Genomic DNA, 18700 nt, shown 5'->3' on the forward strand with positions numbered 1-18700 from the left:
GTCCATGTCCGTCGCTGAGAACCTCCCCATTCCGCTTTTCTTCGGAAGAGTGCACCGTGCTGTCCACGCCCTGCTGGCCTGCGGCCTCGTGCTGTGCCTCGCCGCGGCGCCGCGCGGTGCATCGGCGGCCACGCTGACGGTGCTGGTCGGCGACGACCAGGCCGCGTCGGCGGAGTTCGTGCAGCAGCTGCGCACCGACCAGGCGGCCTCCGGCAAGTTCGAGCTGGTGCGCATCGGGCCGGGCACGGCCACGGCGGCTGCGGAACCCACTGGCACCGACACCGAACCCGCGGCCAACGCCGGTGTGCGCACCCGCAGCCTGCGCACCGCGAGCGATGCGGGCCTCACCGTGGCGGTGGGCACCGCCGCCGCGCGCGCTGCGCTCGAGCGGCCCAGCGCCGAGCCGCTCGTGCTCGCGATGCTGAGCCGGCTCGACTACGAGACCCTGAAAGCCGCCAGCCCCGTCGCCTTGCGGCGCGGCGACCGGCGCGTGGGCGTGCTGCTGCGCGACCCGGCCATGGCCGACCAGCTCGCGCTGGTGAACGCCGTGCTGCCGCAGAAGCGCCGCCTGGGCGTTATCGCCACGCCCGAATCCGAACCGCTGGTGCGCGAGCTGCAGCGTGCCGCACAGGGGGCCAACCCGCCCTGGGACCTGCAGGTCGAGATCGCGCCCGACGCGCGCTCGCTGGCCGCCGCGCTGCGCGCCCTCGTGCCGCGCAGCGACGCCCTCATGGTGCTGCCCGACCTCATCGGCGACAGCCAGGCCGCCACGCTCTCGGTGCTGCATGCCGGCGCCGGCGCGGGCCTGCCGGTGTTCGGCGCCAGTGAAGGGCTGGTGCGCTCGGGCGGCCTGGCGGCGGCGGTCTCCACGCCCGGCCAGCTGGCCCAGCAGGCGCGCCAGCTCGGACAGAAGGTGGCCAGCGCCGGCAGCACCGGCAGCGGCCCGTTGGTGGAGGCGGCCACGCCGGCCACCGTGCGGATCAACGCGACCGTGGCACGCGGGCTCGGCCTGCGTCCGCCGGAGGAACGGGAGCTCACCGAACGACTCGCAGCCCCGCGATGAGCACCACGCCGGTCCCCCCGAGCCCGCTGTCCCGCCCGACGGCGGCGGGCGCGGTCACGGCGACCGAATCCCCATCGCCCCCTCCCCCACCGGCCACCACGTCGCTGGTGGTGCGCGGCAACCTGCAGCGTGACCTGTTCCGCCTGGGCGTCGTGCCCTGCGCCGCGGTGGCGCTGGCGCTCACCGGCTGGTTCACGCACAACCGGCTGCAGACGCTCGAAGCAGCCTTCGACGCCGAAGGCCAGGCCGTGGCGAAGCAGGTCGCGGCGATGTCCGACCTGAGCCTCTACGCGGGCGACCTGCCGGCGCTGCAGAACGTGGCCTCGGCGGCGCTGCGCGGCGGGCAGGTGACGCGCGTGGAGATCAGCAACAGCGCCGGCGTGTACGTCACGGCCGGGCCGAAGAACGAATCGCTCGCGCAGCTGCGCATGTTCAGCGCGCCCGTCACCTTGCGCGAAGCCTCGCGCGCCAGCGCCTTCGCGCCGGCCGGCTCCACCACGGCGGGCGACACGCCCATCGGGCTGGTGCAGACCTTCCGCGACACCACCGCCTACACGCACGAGCGCAGCCGCTCGCTCATCGCCGGCATCGGCATCGCGCTGGTCGCCCTGCTGGCGGCGTGGGCCTCGGTGCGCCACATGGCGCGCACGGTGGCACGGCCGCTGCGGCGCGTGTCGCGCACGGTGGCGGCACTGGAGGCCGGCCACTTCGAGGTGCGCTGCGACGTGGTCGAAGGCGGCACGCGCGGCACGCACGAGCTGGCCGTGCTCGCGCACGACATCGACCGCCTCGCCGAGCGCCTGCAATACAACCGCCAGGTGAGCGAAGAGCGCGTGCGCGAGGCCACCGCCGTCGCGCTGCAGCGCATGGCCGAGGCCGAGCAGGCGGCGCTGTCGCGCGCGCGCTTTCTCGCCGCCGCGAGCCACGACCTGCGCCAGCCGCTGCATGCCATGGGCCTCTTCATCGACGGCCTGCTGCCCAGCGCCACCGAGGCGCAGCGCCCCGCCGTGCTGCGGCTGCAGGAGAGCACCGGCTTCATGGGCGTGCTGCTGGACGACCTGCTGGAAATCTCGCGCCTGGACGCGCAGGTGCTCACGCCCGCCATCACGCGCGTCTCGCTGGCCGCGTTGTTCGACCAGCTCGACGCGCAGCACGCCCCCGCCGCCAGCGCCGCGCAGGTGCGGCTGCACTGGCGCGACCGCGGGCTGGCGGTGCGCAGCGACGCGGCCATGGTGCAGCGCATCGTCGGCAACCTGGTGGCCAACGCGCTGCGCCACGCACCCGAGGGCGGCACCGTGCTGGTGGCCGCGCGGCGCAGCCGGGCCGGCGTGCGCATCGAGGTGCGCGACAACGGCGTGGGCATCGCCCCCATCCACCAGGGCCGCATCTTCGAAGAGTTCTACCAGGTGGCGAACACCGAGCGCGACCGCCGCCGCGGCTTCGGCCTGGGGCTGGCGATCTGCGCGCGCATCGCCACCCTGCTGGGCACCCGCATCACCGTGCGCTCGGCGCTGCAGGCCGGCAGCACCTTCGCGTTCACGCTGGCGCCCGCGCGCATGGCCGACGTGGCGCCGCCCGAGCCCGTCCCGGTCGCGCCCGCGCCGCTGGCGGGCCTGCGCTGCCTGGTGGTGGACGACGACCCCGCCATCCTCGACGGCACGCACGCGCTGCTGACGCAATGGGGGTGCGAGGTCGAATGCGTCACCACCGGCGCCGAGGCGCTGGCGCGGCTGGGCACCGGCGACATCGTCTACGACGCCGTGCTGTGCGACCTGCAACTGGCCGGCGACGCCGACGGCGTGGAAGTGATCGATGCCGCCCGCCGCCTGCAGCCCGATGCGCTCGCCGTGCTGGTGTCGGGCGCCACCGGGCCCGAGGTGCTGCAGCGGCTGCGCCACGGCGGCGTGACGCTGTTGACCAAACCGGTGGCGCCGGCCAAGCTGCGCGCACTGCTCACCACGCGGCGCCACGCGCCCGGCGCCTGACCACGCATGCCCACCGCCATCGACCTGAAAGACGTCCGCCCCTTCGTCGCCACGCCCTGCCACGGCGGCGCGGTCGGCACCGAGTGCGTGCGCAGCCTGCTCGGCCTGGTCAACCTCGCGTGGACCCACGGCTTCGCGATGCAGACGCGCTTTCTGGACGGCGACAGCCTCGTCACGCGCGCGCGCAACCGGCTGGCCGCCGAGTTCCTGGCCGACCCGCGCTGGACGCACCTGTTCTGGATCGACGCCGACATCGGCTTCGAGCCCGAGGCCGCGCTGCGGTTGCTGGGTGCGGGCCGCGACGTGGTGGCCGGCGTGTACCCGCACAAGAGCGACGGCTGGCCCGAAGGCGGCCTGCGCGCGCCGCTGCCGGCCGGCGCCACGCGCGCCGATTTCGAGGCGCTGCATGCGGCGTTTCCGGTCAACGTGAACGATGCGGGCGCGCGCGTGGACGCCGACGGTTTTCTCGAAGTGCTGGACGCGCCCACCGGCTTCATGCTGATCGCGCGCCGCGTGCTCGAGCAGATGGCGCAGGCGCTGCCCGAGCTGCGCTACACGCCCGACCGCATGGACGACCCGGTCGTCGCGGCGCGCCCGCACTACCGCTTCTTCGACGTGTTCGCCGAACCGAACAACGGGCGCTACCTCAGCGAGGACTACGGCTTCTGCCGCCGCTGGCAGTCGATCGGCGGGCGCGTGCACGTCGACACACGCTCGCAGCTGTCGCACCAGGGCCTGCGCACCTACCGCGGCGACTTTGCGAGAACGCTGGGGCTGGGCGACTGAGCCGCTTGCAGGTCCAGCGGCAAGGTGTTGCGGTCGTAGTCGCGGTCCGACTCGATGCGCCTCAGCTGCAGCCCCGGCCCTTCTTGCGCGAGGTAGTCGTAGCCGATGGCCTGGAACTGCCGCGCCGGATCGAGCCGCGTGTAGAGGTCGCGCCGCGCCACGCGGTCGGCGTGCCGGATGCTCTTCAGGTGGTAGAGCCGGTAGCGGCTGTAGAACATCAGGCCGTGGCGCTGCGCATCGTCGGGCAGCCAGGGGCCGTGCAGTTCCGAGCTCAATTCGAACGAGATCTGCTGCGGCAAACGGAACAGCCGCGCGCGCGACTTGCGGCCCCACGGGCCGTCGCTGCGCCAGGTGTCGGGCGAATTCCAGAGTTCGCAGGACACGAGCGACAGGCTGGCGAGCTGGTTGTCCGGCAGCGAATCGACGGTCGCGTGCAGGTGGCGAAGGAACAGCTGTTCGTAGCGCTCGTCGGCATCGCACACCAGCACCCAACCCGCACCGTGGCGGCGCGCGGCTTCGAGCAGGCGGCGCTTGTTTTCGTTCTCGTGCCAGACGTGCGTGCTGTCGGCGCACGGTGGGTTCGACAGCAGCTCCAGCAGCATCGGTTCGCGCCGCAGGATCTCGGCGGTGCCGTCGGTCGAACCGTCGTCGAGCGCGACGATGCCGTCCACGTGGCCGCGCAGGTGGTCGAGGCAACCCGGCAGACAGCGCGCCTCGTTGCGCAGCTGCAGCACGCAGACGATGCGCAGCCGCGACGTGAGACGCGGTGCAATCGGCGGGGGCGCGCACCGTGGGCAATGAAAGGCACTGGGCTCGTGGTGCAACAGGCGCGCGCAGACCTCGCACTGGCGGCGCGAACCCATCGGCACCACGGGTGCGGCGGCCGGCCAGTCCGGCGCTTCGGCAGGCCATGCGCTCGCGCTGTCGTCGCGTGCGATGCGCTCGAAATCGCGCCCCCAGCCGGCATCGCCTGCACGCGCCTCGTGCGGCGTGCATTTGAGCCAGTCGATGTCGCGGTCGAACTGCTCGCCACCCGTGCGCGTCTCGTCCGACAGGTGCAGCAGGTGCGCGTCCGGGCAGGCCAGCAACTGCCAGCCCGCCATCTCCAGGCGCACGCGCAGGTTGTCGTCGTCGCCGCCCCATTCTTCGAACGATTCGTCGTAGCCGTGCACCGCATCGAAGGCTTCGCGCGCGCAGCACAGCGAGCCGTAGAAGGTCTGCAGCAGCAGCTCGGGCGGCACCTGGCGCGCGAAGACGGTGTCGAACGTGTCGGTGAGTTCGTCGAAGCGCGCAAAGCCGACGCGGCCCACCGCCACGCCGCGCGCGTGCCCCATCGCAGCGTGCAGCAACAGGGCCGGCGCATCGCCCACGTAGGCGGACTCGGGCGAATGGACCAGCACGAAGCGCCCCGCGCTGCCGCGCACGCCGGCGTTGATGGCCTTGCAGGGCGGGCGCCATACATGTGCGACGTCGTTCACGAGCACCTTCCAGCGGATCTGCGGAAAGCGTTCGACCAGCGCCAGCACGCCGGCTTCCTCGCCGGCCTCGTCGAGCGCGACCACCACCTCGATGCCGGGCCGCGCCCAATACCCCGCATTCATCGGCAGCACGCGTTCGAATTCGGCCAGCTTGCGGTAGAAAGGCAGCACGACGCTGAGCCACGGCCGGTTCGTGTCAGCCTCTCGACCTTCCGACGCCATGATGTTCACTGCATCGCTCCTTCAGCGATGACGCACCGGAGATGCCCATGCAAGGCTGCTACATCAACCTCGAGCGAAGCACCGAGCGCCGCGCCGCGATGGACGCGCAGTTGCAGCAGCTCGGGCTGACGCAGGTGCGCCGCCTGGCCGCCATCGATGCGCAGGCACTCGCGCCCGGCAGCGCACCGATCACGCCCGGCGAACGCGCCTGCTTTCTCTCGCACACCGAAGCCCTCACCCGCGCGAACCCCGACGAAGCGCTGCTGGTGCTCGAAGACGACGCGCAGCTCAGCGAGGCCCTGCCGGCCGTGCTGCGCAGCGGCGCGCTCGCGCAACTGGAAGCCGAAGGCTGCGACATCGCGTTCCTCGAATGCCAACCTGTGACTTCGACGCAGCACCTGCTCGCGCTCTGGCACAGCCTGCAACGGCGCCTGCCGCCGCAAGGAAGCGGCGCGCCGCGCCATGCGCTGTCGGGCATCGACTTCCTCGATGCCCGCACGCTCTACAACTGGGGCGCAGTCGCCTACGTCGTCACGCCGAAGGGCCTGCGCGTGCTGCCCGCACTGCTGCAAGAGGCGCTCGCGAGCGACCCACTGCAACCCTACGACCTGACGCTGGGCAGCTTCCTGCGCGATGGCCGCCTGCAAGGCGTGGTGCTCTCGCCCTTCCTCGCCACGCCGGCATGGGGCAGCCATGCCGACAGCACCCTCGGCAGCCCCGCGGAATCGGCGGCGCACGACGTGCTCGGCGGTGCGCTGCGGCGCCTGTTCTTCGCCGGGCCGCTCGACGGCCTCGAAGCTCACGTCGCACCGTGGCGTCACGCCCCGCTCACCGACGACCCGCAGCTGCGGCTGCTCGCGGACCTGATGGCGCAGCTCTTCGTGCTCACGGCCCGCGATCACGCGCCGCGCTGACACTGCTTTCTCAGAAGGTGTGAATGAATCCGGCGTGGCCGAGCAGCCCGTCCAGGCGCGTCCCCTCAAGGCGCAAAGCGCAGCCATAGCTTGGGCTATGGCGAGCATTTGCAACGCCGAAGGGGCGTGTCTGGGCGGGATGAGCGGACATGCCGGGTTCGTTCACACCTTCTTAAAAGTCCGAACAGCCGTTGCGCCGCTCGGTGTTCACGCAGCTCAGCAGGTTGGGCCGCGAGCGCACGCGCGACCATTCGCGCGCCAGCACGTCGGCGCCCTGCTGCGCGCGGTCGCCGTCCAGCGGACCGGTGGCCAGGCAGATCGGCGCCTGGCCGATGTTCCGGTCGTACAGGTAGGAGGTCAGCGGCTCGCGCACCACATCCACCGACGGCAGCAACGGCAGGCCGCTCACGCGCAGCTGGCCCGGCACCACGCGCACCGCGTAGCCCTCGGCCGAGGTGAAGGTGCCGTTGATCGGGTACAGGCCCGTCGGGCTGCCCGGCAGCGCCGGCGAGAACATCGAGCCGCTGAAGCCCGCACCGGTGTCGCCCAGGATCAGCCCCGTGATGCTGTAGATGAAGAACGGGTTGGGCGCGCCCACCGTGCGCGACGCGTCGGCGATCACGACGGTCGCGGTCGGCTGCTGCGCGTAGATGAAGTGGTTGTCGCCCGGCGTCACGGTCACGGTGCACAGGCCCAGGTAGGCGCAGTGATAGAAGTTGGGCAGCGGGCCCGAGCCGGCCAGGCCGCCGCGCGTTTCGCCGACCCAGGTGTCGGCCCACACGCGCCACAGCGCGCCCGAGATGCCGTAGCCGCCCGGGTTCTGGAAGCGCGCCGCGGCCACGAGGTCGGTGCCGCTGGTGCTGCTGACCGGCGCGCCCAGCGTGAGGTCGCCGCTCAGCGTGCGCACGAACACGGTGTTGGCGGCCATCGAGTCGGCCGAGGTGACCTGCGGCAGGTTGCCCGCCGCATCGAAGCCCGTGACCGACACCGGCCCGATGGTGACCGCGTTCGCGTCCACGTAGGCAAAGCCGCCCGCCGCGCCGCCACCGACCGTGGCCACGTCGTTGCCCGGGTTGCGCAGGTCGACGCTGCCGTTGCGCGAGCGCGCGAGCAGCGTGCCCGCCGTGATCGTGCCCGCGCCCGACTGGCTCACGTTGCCGCCCGACAGCAGCCCCAGCGTCGCGGCCGAGACCGGCGCGTTGAGCGCGATGCCCCCGCCACCGCCTTCGTTCTGCAGGGTGAGCGCGCCCGGGGTCGTGAGCGCGCCCGCCACCGTGATGGCGCCCGCGTGCGTGGTGCTGCCCGCGACGATGGTCGGCGCCGACAGCTGCGCGAACTCCGCGCCCGACACCGAGAAGCCGTTGACCGTCGGGCCGCCCAGCACGATGGGCGTGGCCGTGTCGTCCGATGCGACCATGTTGACGTCGACCCCACCCGGTCGCAGGTCGATGGTGCCAGCCGCGACCACCGGCGCCTCGATGACGATCGAATCGCCGCTGCCGTCGTTGCTCGCGCGCAGCAGCACGTTGCCGCTGCTGCGGATGCCGGGCAGCGCGCCCGGCGCGGTCGGCGAGCCGCCGGCCTGCAGCACGACGCCGCGCCCGCCGTTCTGCGAACGGCCCGTGACCTCGATGTTGCCGCCGCCCGTGGTGACGAGTTGCGCGCCGTTCTCCAGCCGCACACCGCTGTCTTCGGTCACGCCCGGCGCCGAGGGGTCGTTGTTGAAGTTGTAGCCGCGCACCGCGATGTTGCCGCTGCCGGTGGTGATGGAGCTGCCGCCGTTGATCAGCACGCCGTGTGCCGCCGCGAAAGTCGACGAGGCCTGGCGTCGCGCCACGCCCTGCACCGTGACGTTGCCGCTGGTGGTGTTGATGGTGCTCGGGCCGGTCTGGCCGTCGGTGATGACCACGCCGCTGTCCCAGGTGGTCGAGGTGCCGCGGATGTCGACGTTGCCGGTGGCGGTGGCGATGCGCGCGCCCTGCAGCAGCACGTCGCCGCCTTCCATGCGCACGTTGCCTCCGGCGCCCGCGTTGCTCTGGCCGACGCGCGTGTCGATCTGCACGTCCCGCGCCACGACGGTGCCGGTGGGTGCGCCGGGCTGGCCGCTGAGCAGCGACACGTTGCCGCCGTCGGTGATGACCTGCCCGCCGTCCAGGCGGATGAAGCCGCTGCCGGGCGTGCCCGTGCCCACCGCGTTCATCGTCACGCTGCCGCCCTGCGTGAGGATGTTGCCGGCGAAGTCGATGAAGCCGCTGTTGCCCGAGGGTGTGCCGTCGGGGTTGACGCCCGCGTTCATCACCACGTTCAGGTCGTCGCCGCCGGTCGCGCGGATGGTCGTGCCCGGCGCGCGCGTCTGGATGCTGCTGGCGGCGTCCAGCTGGAGCGTGAGCGGGCCCTTCGAGCCGGTGTAGTTGATGTCCACATCGGGTTCGAGCGTGATGATGCCGCTGCCGCCCGTGCCGGTTCCGGTGGAGATCCGCACGCTGGTGCCGCCGTTGAGCGCCGTGTTGATGTCGCCGTCCTCGATGGTGGAATTGGCGAGCGCGTCGTACGGGTTGGTGGGCAACGTGCCGCCGGTCGTGCCGTGGCTGATGGTGAGGTCGAAGGGATCGATGAACCACTGGCCCGCCGCACCTGCGGGCGCGGAGGCATCGACGCGCGCGCCGCGCAGGTCGAAGCGCCCGGCCGAGGTCTCGATGCGTCCGCCGTTGCCGCCGGCCGTGCCGCCGCGCGCCGACAGCTGGCCGTAGGCGCGCAGCGTCTCGGTCGCCACCACCTTGATACTGCCGCCGTTGCCCGTGCCCGCACCGACGTTGGCTTCGAGGCTCGTGTTCTTTCCGAGGGCGATGGCGTTGCTGGCCGCGATGTCGATGCTGCCGCCGCCGGTCGCGCCGCCGGCGTCCAGGCGCGCCACCGCGGGCGAGCCGTCGGAATTCGTGGCGCCGTCGATCAGCACGTTGCGCCCTTGCACCGAGATACTGCCACCCTTGCCGCTGTCGCTGGCCACCGAGGCCAGCGTGCCGACGCTGGTGCCCACGCTGGAGATGAAGGTGACCAGGCGCATCGAGACGTCGGTGCCCTGGGCGTCGATGGCGATGGTGCCGCCGTCGGTGCGCAGCGCCATCGGATGGTCGGCATCGGCCGTGACGGCCACGCCGTAGGTGGGCGTGGTGGACGGCGTGATGATGATGTCGGGGCTGCCCAGCGTGGCGCTGAAGCCTTCGCTGCCCGCGTGGCCGATCACGTCGATGCGCCGGCCCGCACCGGCCGAGACCGCGCCGCGGATGGCGACGCCGTTGCCGCCGCCGGCCGACATGTTCCCCGCCGCGAAGCCCGTGTCGGTGCGCAGGCCGTCGAGATTCGCGCCCTGGCCTTCGATGCGCACGTCGCGCTCGCCGGCCACGGTGGCGTCGTCGATGACGACCGCCGTGCTGGCGCCCACCGCGGCGCCGCCGATGTTGGACGTCCAGGTCGGGCCCTGGCCCTTGATGCCGATGTCGCCCACCGACTTCAGCACCGCGCCGCTGCCGATGGCCACGCCGCTGCGCCCGTAGCCCGCGAGGCCGTCGAGCTGCAGGCCGCCGGCGCCCGCTTCGACCGTGCCGCCCGTGATCGACACGCCGTTGCTGCCGCGGAAGATGAAGTCGCTGTTGTTCTGGTCGTCGATCCAGGTGCGGCCCTGGCCGCGCATCGTGACGCGGCCGTCGCCGCCGGTCGTGACCTGGCTGCCGGCCAGCGTCACGCCGTCGCGCCACACGTAGGCGCCGGTGTCGCCGCCGAGCGGGACGATGCCGCCGATGGCGCGGCCGTTCTGCGCGTCGCCCTGGCCGAAGAAGCGCACGTCGCCGCCGTTGGCCGTGATGGTCGCGCCGGTCAGCACGATGGCGCCGGCATAGTCGGTCTCCGCAGAAGGGTTGCCGCTGCTGTTGTTGATGTTCTTCGCGTTGGTGGCGACGCGGCCGGTCGCGTCGGCGTTGAAGTCGACGTGCAGCGCGCCTTGCTGCGATGTGATGGCCGAGCCCTCGTTCATCACGATGCTGCCGGCCGAATCGACGCGCAGTCGCGCCGTACCGCCCTCGCTCTTGACGACCTGCACACCGGGCGCAAAGGTCACGCCCGCGCCCAGGCCGGTGCGCCCGCTCGCCAGCGTCACGTCGGTGCCGTGGCCCAGCGTGTCGCCGATGCTGCCGGCACTCACGGTGCCGCCGGTGAAGGCCGGCAGTTTGCTGTCATACACCGGCACGTTGCCGGCCTCGACGATGCCCAGGTCCGACTGCTTCGCGTTCACCGTCCAGCTGCCGTTGGCGCCGCCCTGCGCGCCGCCGCCCGCGTCCACGCGCACGGCCTGCACGCGCACCGCATCGGCCTCGTTCGAGATCGCACCGCCTTTGCCGTCGCCCGCGCCGCGTGCGGTCATCTCGCCGTAGGCCTGCAGCTGTGAATTGCGCTCGGGCGCCGCATCGGCTTCGCCCACCAGGGTCTGGCCCTGGGCGCTGGCCGTGGTGACGGTGCCGCCGGCGCCGCCCGTGGTGGCGTCGGCGCGCAGCACCGAGGTGGACGACAGCGCCACGTCGTAGCCGCGCACCGACACGCTGCCGCCGCCGGCCTGCCCGCTGGCGTCGATCACCGCGCGCTGGTCGCCGCCGCCCGTGCCTTCGATGCGCACCTGCCCGGCCGCGATGCGGATGCTGCCGCCGTGCTGCCCCGCGCCCATGCCGGTGGCATCGAGCGTGCCGCCGTTCATCTCGATGCGGTTGTTGCTGCCGGCGCCGAGCACGATCTCTCCGTTGACGTTCTCCAGCGTGCGCGCGCGCACCGTGCCCGACTGGTTCACCACCAGCTGGCCCGCCGTGCTGGAGCTGCCGATGAGCATCACGCGCCCGCCGTCGGCCTGCAAGGTGGCACCTGCGGCGTTGACCACCTTGGCACTCGTGGCCATCGCATCGGCCGCGACCACGAGGTTGGTGAGCCCGTCGTTGCCCAGGTCGAAGCTGATCCTGCGGCCTGAAGCCAGTGCCACGGTGCTGCGGTCGGCGACGATGCGGCCGGTGTTGGTCACCTCCGCGCCCATCAGCACCACAGGGCCACCGGTGGCGGTGAGCACGCCGGCGTTGCTCACGACCGCGCTCTTGTTGTCGTCGCGCAAGAAATCGAGCTTGGTGCTGGTAGCGGCGAGGAAGTCGGCGTCGCTGGTGTTCAGTGCCAGCGTGGACGCCACGAGGCCACCCACGTTGACCGTCGCGCCTTGGCTGAACATCACGCCGTTCGGGTTCACGAGGAACACGCGCCCGGGCGACGTGAGCTGCCCCGCAATCGTCGAGATGTCATTGCCCGTCACGCGGTTGAGCAGGATGCTGGCAGCCGCCTGCGACGGGTTGGTGTGGCTGATGTTGACCGCGTCCTTGGCGCCGATGGAGAAGGCGTTCCAGTTGATGATCGCGCGCAGCGACGACTGCGAGATCGCCAGCGCCTGCCCGCCCAGCGGCGAGACCGTGGTCGAGCCCGCCACGCTCACGCCGCCTTGCGTCGTGTACTGGCCGGGCAGGTAGCTCGGCAGGATGCTCTGCGCCAGCGCCGGGGCCAGGCCCATGCAGGCGATCGAAAGCGCCAGCGGGCGCAGCGGATGCCGGGGTTGGAAGTTGCGTGGCTTCATGGTCAGAACGCCTTCTGCAGCTGCACGTACAGCCGCGGGTTGCGCCCGCCGCCGTCGGTCTGCGCGGGCGGTGTGCCGGCGCGCCAGGCGAGCGTGGCATTGATCGAGAAGTTGCCCGGGCGCGACCAGCTCAGGCCGATGCCGTAGCCGCGCAGGCTGTGGGAGTTCTCGCCGTCGAAGGGCGAGGGATGGCGCGCGATCTTTCCGCGTGCCGCGTCGTAGAACAGGTAGGGCGTGATCTCGTCGGTGGCGGCCCAGCGGTATTCGAGCGTGCCGATCAGGCCCTGGTCCACCAGCAGTTCGCCCGAGGGGTAAGCACGCACCGCGCGCGCGCCGCCGAGCGCGAGCTTTTCGGACGCGTCGAGGTTCTTGCTGGCCCACTGGCCGCCGACCGAGAAGTACAGCGAGTGGCGCGGCACGATGGCCTGCAGGCGCGACACCTGGAAGCTCAGCTTGGTGAAGCCGCCTTCGGTGTGGCGCCCGCCGAACTGCTGGTCGGACTGGAAGCTCTGCGCGTCGCGGATCGACAGGTCGCCGTGGTACAGCGTGCCCGAGCTGGCCCAGTAGCCACCGCCCAGCACCTCGTCGCGCCGCTCCCAGGCCCAACCGATGCCGAAGCCCTGCACGCGCTTCTTCGCGGTGAAGTCGACGCCGCGCAGCTCGTCGGTGAGGTCCTTCACGTCGGCCGTGAGGCGCAGGAACAGGTTCTGCTGGCGCTGGCGGATCAGCGGGTAGTTGAGCGACACGTCGAGCACGTCGGCACGGCCGCGTGCGTCGAGGTCGACGAACTTGCCGCCCAGGTCGTAGCTCACGCGCGAGATGCCGATGCCCGCGCGCAGGCCGCTGGTGCCCAGCGGTGCCTCGTACGACACACGGCCGTACTGCAGCGCGTTGCTGTTGGACAGCAGCAGGCGCGCATCGAGGTTGTCGCCGATGCCGAAGGGGCTGAGCCAGCGCGCCGTGCCGCCCACGCGGTAGCGCCCCGCCTCCTTGGTGCCGTGGTTGTCGGCCTCGGCCGAGAAGGCCCAGCGCGCGCCGGCCTCGACCTCGACCGACAGGTCGGTGGTGCCCGCCTGTGCGCCTTCCTGCAGGCTGGACGACACCTTGAGGCCGGGCTGGTCCGACAGCAGCAGCATGGCGCGCTCGTAGGCCGGCGCGTTCACGGCCTCGCCCGGCTGCAGCGCCGCCAGGAAGCCGCGCACGCGCGCCTCGCTGATCGGCGCCTCGGGCGCCACCAGCACCTCGACCTTGCCGAGCCGGCCTTCGATGATGCTGATCTCGACGATGCCGTCGCGCACGGTCTGCACCGGCACCACGGCCTGCGCGAGAAAGTAGCCGCGCTCCTTGTAGCGCGTGGTGATGGCCTGCGCGAGGCCTTCGAGGTCGCCGAGCGTGACGTCGCGGCCGATGTAGGGCGCGGTGATGGTCTGCAGCTCTTCGTTGCTCAGCGCCTTCACGCCGTTCAGGCGCAGGTCGGTGAGCTTGAAGCTGCCTGCACCTGCCGCGGGCCGGGGTGGCGCGGGCAGGGTTTGCGGAGCGACGGCGCCGGTGGCCTGCGCGACGGGGCGGTCGCAGCTGCCGCACGGGTCCTTGGTGGGCAGCAGCGCGGTGGCTTCCTGCGCATGGGCGCGGGGCATAGCGACCCACAGCGTGGCACCGACGAGTGCAGTTGCCGCGATGGCGATCGGCGTCGGCCGGGGACGAAGGCGGATCGCAGAGGCCATGGCGGTGCTTCTTTGCAAGAGGGAGCGTGGCGAAGACATGGTCAGCTTCCCACGGTGAGGCGCCAGTTGCCGATCAGGTTGAACGGCGCCCAGAAGAAGGGATGCGACATCTTGGGGTCCTTCAGCACGGCCAGCTGGCCGGCCTGCATGGCCTTCTGGATGTCGCGGCCCTTGGCCAGTTCGCCGTAGAGCGTGCCCATGAGCACGGCGGTGGCGTCGTCCGACACGGGCCACAGCGAAGCGATGAGGCTGGAGCTGCCGGCCGAGAGGAACGAGCGCGTGAAGCCCAGCACCTCGTCGCCCTGTGCGATGCGCCCCAGGCCCGACTCGCAGGCCGACAGCGTGACCAGCGCCGTGCCGTCCATCGGCAGCGCGAGGATCTCGTGCGCTTCGAGAAAGTTCTGCTTGCCGCCTTCGTTGGCCAGCAGGATGCGTGAGTACAGCGGATCGACCTCGTCGGCCTCGGCGTGCGCCGCCACGTGCATCAGCGGCGATCGCGAGGCCACGTCCCGGAACTGCGTCTTGGTGGCCGCCGCGCCCATGTACACCGTGTTGCGCGGAAAGAGTTGCGCGAGCTGCTTCACTTCGGTCTCGGCGCCGGGCAGGTCGTACTTGTCCTCGATGCGCGGATTGCCGAAGGCCGTGAGCGACGCGTTCACGCGCGGCGTGCGCTGCGCCAGCTGCACCGCGATGCTGATCGACGGCGCCACCGACACCGGGTGCGTCTCGATGAGGTAACGCCCGTCCAGGCGCAGCGCCTGGAACGGCAGGTAGTGCAGCGGCCCGTGCGGCACCACCACCACGCGCTGCCCCGGCACCAGGCCCAGCGGCCCGAGCAGCGCGGCACCCAGCTTGTCGGCGTTGGTGATGGCGGCGCGGCGACCGCGCACGATCGAGTTGCGGAAGGTCTCGACGAGTTCGGTGAGCTCGTCGCGCTTCACCGGAATCCGTTTCTCGGTGATGCCGTCCGGCCCCACGACCCAGACCATCAGGCGGTCGGGCAGCGCGTGGTACTGCACCACGCGCTCGTCGGCCGCCAGCGCGCGCTGCAGCGCGGCCACGCCGACCATGCCGGCCGACGACTCGCTGAATTTCGCGCGGCCACGCACCGCATCGAGCAGCGCGCGCGAGCGGCTGTGCTCGCTGACCTCGAAGGCACGCTGCGGATCGCCCGCTTCGCTGTACACCGCCACGCCGCGCTCGAACACCGACTGCAGGTCGGAGAACAGGCCCATCTTCACTTCTTCGCTGCGAAAGCGCGCGCGCACCTGGTCGACGTCGGCCAGCGCGCGGCCCGCGGCGTCGGCCGCGGCCTGCTTCTGGCCCAGCGCGAGTTCACTGCGCGCCACGCCGTCCCAGGCCCAGAGCCGGTAGTAAGCGGTGTCGGTGCCGACCTGGCGCGTGGTGAGCGCGCGGTACTTGTCGCGCGCCTCGGCCGGCTTGTTCTCGGCCAGCAGCAGGCGGGCGCGTGTGCGCTCGAGCTGCGCAGCCAGCGGCGCCTCGCGCGGCTCGGCCATGTCGCCGAGCACCTGGCGTGCGCGTGCCGCGTCACCCGATTCGATGAGCGCGTTGACCAGCGAGGCCTGCACCAGCGGTGCGTAACGCGGCGAGCTGTTGGCCAGTGCCTCGTCGTAGCTGAGCACCGCGCCGGCGAAATCGCCGCGCCGCGTGCGCACGTCGCCGATCACCTTCTGCACCGGACCGACCACCAGCTTGGGGTCGCGCGCGGTGTGGCGCAGCGCTTCGCGCGCGAACTCCTCGGCCTTTTCGAGCTGGCCCGAGTAGCTGTAGACGATCGCCAGGTCGCGGTTGGCCACGGCGCGCAGGTTCGGGTCGCTGGTGGCGTTGGCCAGGTGCAGCGCCTTGCTCGCGGCGCGCACGCTCTGGCGGAACTCGCCCGCCTCGGCCAAGGCGACCGCCTGGCTGCAGTATTGATAACCCGAGAGCTTGACCGCGTCCTGCCCGTAGAGCACCGCGCCTTCGCTGGTCAGCGCCAGCAGCGTGTCGGTGTCCGCCAGCCGCGCCTGCGCCATCCGGTCGGCCGCGGCTTCGGCATTCGGGCCGCCCGCCGCAGCGACGGGAGCAGAAGGTGGTGGCGCGGATCGTTGCGCCAGGGCTGAAGGACCGCCGGGGCCCAGAAGCAAGACACCCACCAGGCCGACCGCGCCGGCGAGACCGGCACGGCGACGCGCCGGATGCGTACATCCCCATCTCGAAAACCACGCCATTGAACCCCCTCGACCCATGCACTCGCTGCCGCGAACGCTCGACGCCGCGGGAGTGCGCGCCGTTCAGGCCTCGTGGGAAAGTCTAGGAGCGGGTGTTCACCTCGCCTATTCGCAATACGGTCTAGCGCAAATGGACTAGCGCTAGGCGGGCACGCTGTCGATGTTGAGTCGGTCCCAATGCCGGTGCTTCGCAATCGCCGCAATGAAGTCGTGCGCGATCTGCGTCGCCGCCGTGGCGTCGCCCAGGTTCGTGACGGGCGTTTCGGCCACCACCACGCCAGCCGGCGCCTCGCCCTCGACCGTGACGCCCAGCGTGGCCAACAGTTGCACACCCTCGCCCACCGCGCAGATCGCCTTGCAGTGCTTGTAGGCCTCGAGCACGAAGTGCACGGCATCGCCCTGCGCCGCGAGCGCAGCGGCGCCCTCGGCACCCGCAGGCACGAGCACGGCGTCGAACAGCACCGAGGCGGTGTTGGTGAAAGTCATGTCGATGTCGATCTGGCGTTTCGACGCGCTGGCCACGGTGCCGAGCTTCGGGCCCACCACCTTGCACAGCACGCCCACCTGCTCCAGCGCATCGCGGATCGGCTTGAGCGAGGCCGAGTCGACGCCGTCGGCCACGAGGATCGCGACCTTGCGCGTGCGCACCACGCCATCGGCGCTGCCGTCGCTCATGCGCAATGCGGGCGATTCGTCGATGGGCATTTCGATGCGGTATTCGCGAAAGCCCGCGTACCCTGCGGCCGCCTTCGCATCGGGCTCGCCGATGCCCAGCGGCTCGGCCACGCGGCGTGCGAGTTTTTCATCGACGTGCGCGAGGTTGTCGACCATGCGCTGGCGGATCGCGGGCACTTCGAGCTTCGAGAGTTCGAAGCGGAAGGCCGCGACGATGTGCTCCTTCTCGGCCATGCTCTGGCTGTTGAAGAACAGGCGCGCCTGCGTGAAGTGGTCGTCGAACGAGGGGCTGCGGCGCCGCACCTTCGGCGACTCGATCTCTTCGGGGAACGACTGGAAGCCGTGGCTGCCGCCGTCCACGCGGAACTCGGTGCCGCTGCCCAGCGTGTTGGGTTCGTAGGCGACCTGGCCGCGCGCGATGGTCTGGCGGTGCATGCCGTCGCGCTGCATGTTGTGGAACGGGCACACGGCCTTGTTGATCGGCAACTCGTGGAAGTTGGCGCCGCCCAGCCGCGAGATCTGCGTGTCGGTGTAGCTGAACAGGCGCCCCTGCAGCAGCGGATCGTTGCTGAAGTCGATGCCGGGCACGACGTGACCCGGGTGGAAGGCCACCTGCTCGGTCTCGGCAAAGAAGTTGTCGGGGTTGCGGTTGAGCACCAACTTGCCGATGCGCTGCACGGGCACCATCTCTTCGGGGATCAGCTTGGTCGGATCGAGCAGGTCGAAGCCCAGCGACTCGGCCTTGTCGGGCGCGATGAGCTGCACGCCCAGTTCCCACTCGGGGAAGTGGCCCTGTTCGATGGCCTCCCAGAGGTCGCGGCGATGGAAGTCGGGGTCCTTGCCGGCGATCTTCTGCGCCTCGTCCCACACGAGGCCGTGCACGCCGAGCTTGGGCTTCCAGTGGAACTTCACGAAGTGGCTCTCACCGTGCGCATTCACGAAGCGGAAGGTGTGGACGCCGAAGCCTTCCATCATGCGAAGGCTGCGTGGAATGGCACGGTCACTCATGGCCCACATCAGCATGTGGGTGCTCTCGGGCATGAGCGAGGCGAAGTCCCAGAAGGTGTCGTGCGCGCTCGCGGCCTGCGGCATCTCGTGGTGCGGCTCGGGCTTGACGGCGTGGATGAGGTCGGGGAACTTCATCGCGTCCTGGATGAAGAACACGGGGATGTTGTTGCCCACGAGGTCGTAGTTGCCCTCGCGCGTGTAGAACTTGACGGCGAAGCCGCGCACGTCGCGCACGGTGTCGGCCGAGCCGCGCGAGCCGGCCACGGTGGAAAAGCGCACGAACACCGGCGTCTTGGCGTCGGGGTCCTGCAGGAAGTCGGCGCAGGTGTACTGCGACATCGACTGGTAGACCTGGAAGTAGCCGTGCGCCGCCGAGCCGCGCGCATGCACGGCGCGCTCGGGAATGCGCTCGTGGTCGAAGTGCGTGATCTTCTCGCGCAGGATGAAGTCTTCGAGCAGCGTCGGCCCGCGCACGCCCGCCTTGAGCGAGTTGTGGTTGTCGGGAACCTGCAGGCCCTGGTTGGTCGTCAGGTGCGTGGGGTGCTCGGTGGTGAAGCCCTCGAGCTGCAGCTGCTTGGCGTTGGCGCCGTCGCCCGTCTTGGCGGTGCTGGCGCGGCGGCCTGCGGCGGCCTTGTTCTGGGGGGACATGGGGGTTCGGGGCATCGAGGCGGGGCGGACTCAGCCGGCCTCGTTGCTGCTGCCACTGCCGCTGATGAAGATGTCGAGCACGTTCACCACGGCGATCAGGCCGATGCAGCCGGCGACGGCGGCCACCGCCCAGATCAGGATGTCGTCGCCCCAGGTGCCCATGAGCGAGTCGAACAGTGCTGAGATTTCCATGGTGTTGTTTCCCTCCGAGAAAAGCGGGGCCGCATGCCGGCAAATCCGCAAAGGGAAAGCTTAGGCGGGGCCTCTCTCGCAGGCCGTAGTGGCCGCCCCTCCCCGCCTGTGGGAGAAGGCGTGC

The 18700-nt window shown here is 71.3% G+C and carries 10 protein-coding genes; 4 read left to right on the top strand and 6 right to left on the bottom strand.

All coding sequences use genetic code 11. The features are described from left to right. Nucleotides 1–49 precede the first annotated feature (49 nt). The 3 genes from AC3WQM_RS29785 to AC3WQM_RS29795 are packed head-to-tail and all read left to right on the top strand — an operon-like array spanning nucleotide 50 to nucleotide 3834. Nucleotides 50–1063 carry an ABC transporter substrate binding protein gene (locus AC3WQM_RS29785; protein ID WP_492683564.1) on the top strand — a complete coding sequence of 338 codons (1014 nt, stop codon included), beginning with the start codon at nucleotides 50–52 and terminating at the stop codon, nucleotides 1061–1063. Next, nucleotides 1060–3048 (top strand): hybrid sensor histidine kinase/response regulator, encoded by a 1989-nt coding sequence (locus tag AC3WQM_RS29790; protein ID WP_492683565.1) that lies wholly within the window; start codon nucleotides 1060–1062, stop codon nucleotides 3046–3048. The genes AC3WQM_RS29785 and AC3WQM_RS29790 overlap by 4 nt, the downstream gene beginning before the upstream one ends. A gap of 6 nt (nucleotides 3049–3054) precedes the next feature. Next, nucleotides 3055–3834, top strand: coding sequence for a hypothetical protein (locus AC3WQM_RS29795; RefSeq protein WP_492683566.1), 780 nt, complete (start codon nucleotides 3055–3057; stop codon nucleotides 3832–3834). Here the strand turns inward: AC3WQM_RS29795 and AC3WQM_RS29800 are convergent. Continuing rightward, complete coding sequence (locus AC3WQM_RS29800) at nucleotides 3792–5534, bottom strand: glycosyltransferase family 2 protein (RefSeq protein WP_492683593.1); 1743 nt, start codon at nucleotides 5532–5534, stop codon at nucleotides 3792–3794. The genes AC3WQM_RS29795 and AC3WQM_RS29800 overlap by 43 nt on opposite strands. Nucleotides 5535–5581: 47 nt before the next feature. Between AC3WQM_RS29800 and AC3WQM_RS29805 the strand changes: the two genes are divergently transcribed. Next, on the top strand, nucleotides 5582–6448 hold the full coding sequence (locus tag AC3WQM_RS29805) for a glycosyltransferase family 25 protein (RefSeq protein ID WP_492683567.1): 867 nt from the start codon (nucleotides 5582–5584) through the stop codon (nucleotides 6446–6448). A gap of 172 nt (nucleotides 6449–6620) precedes the next feature. On the opposite strand, the gene AC3WQM_RS29810 is transcribed toward AC3WQM_RS29805, so the two are convergent. From AC3WQM_RS29810 to AC3WQM_RS29830, 5 genes are all read right to left on the bottom strand, one after another. Continuing rightward, entirely contained in the window at nucleotides 6621–12101 is a 5481-nt protein-coding gene (locus AC3WQM_RS29810; protein WP_492683568.1) for a two-partner secretion domain-containing protein, read from the bottom strand. 2 nt (nucleotides 12102–12103) lie between these two features. Beyond that, a complete protein-coding gene (locus AC3WQM_RS29815; protein ID WP_492683569.1) occupies nucleotides 12104–13825 on the bottom strand; it encodes a ShlB/FhaC/HecB family hemolysin secretion/activation protein in 1722 nt (573 codons plus the stop codon). Nucleotides 13826–13866: 41 nt separating this feature from the next. Then, nucleotides 13867–15978: a CHAT domain-containing protein gene (locus AC3WQM_RS29820; RefSeq protein WP_492683570.1), complete on the bottom strand. Its 2112-nt coding sequence runs from the start codon at nucleotides 15976–15978 to the stop codon at nucleotides 13867–13869. A 216-nt stretch (nucleotides 15979–16194) separates the two neighbouring features. After that, nucleotides 16195–18384: a catalase gene (locus AC3WQM_RS29825; protein WP_492683571.1), complete on the bottom strand. Its 2190-nt coding sequence runs from the start codon at nucleotides 18382–18384 to the stop codon at nucleotides 16195–16197. 30 nt (nucleotides 18385–18414) lie between these two features. Further along, complete coding sequence (locus AC3WQM_RS29830; protein ID WP_489062674.1) at nucleotides 18415–18576, bottom strand: hypothetical protein; 162 nt, start codon at nucleotides 18574–18576, stop codon at nucleotides 18415–18417. Nucleotides 18577–18700: the final 124 nt, after the last annotated feature.

It is taken from the genome of Variovorax sp. FW301-JW7 (assembly GCF_058788795.1).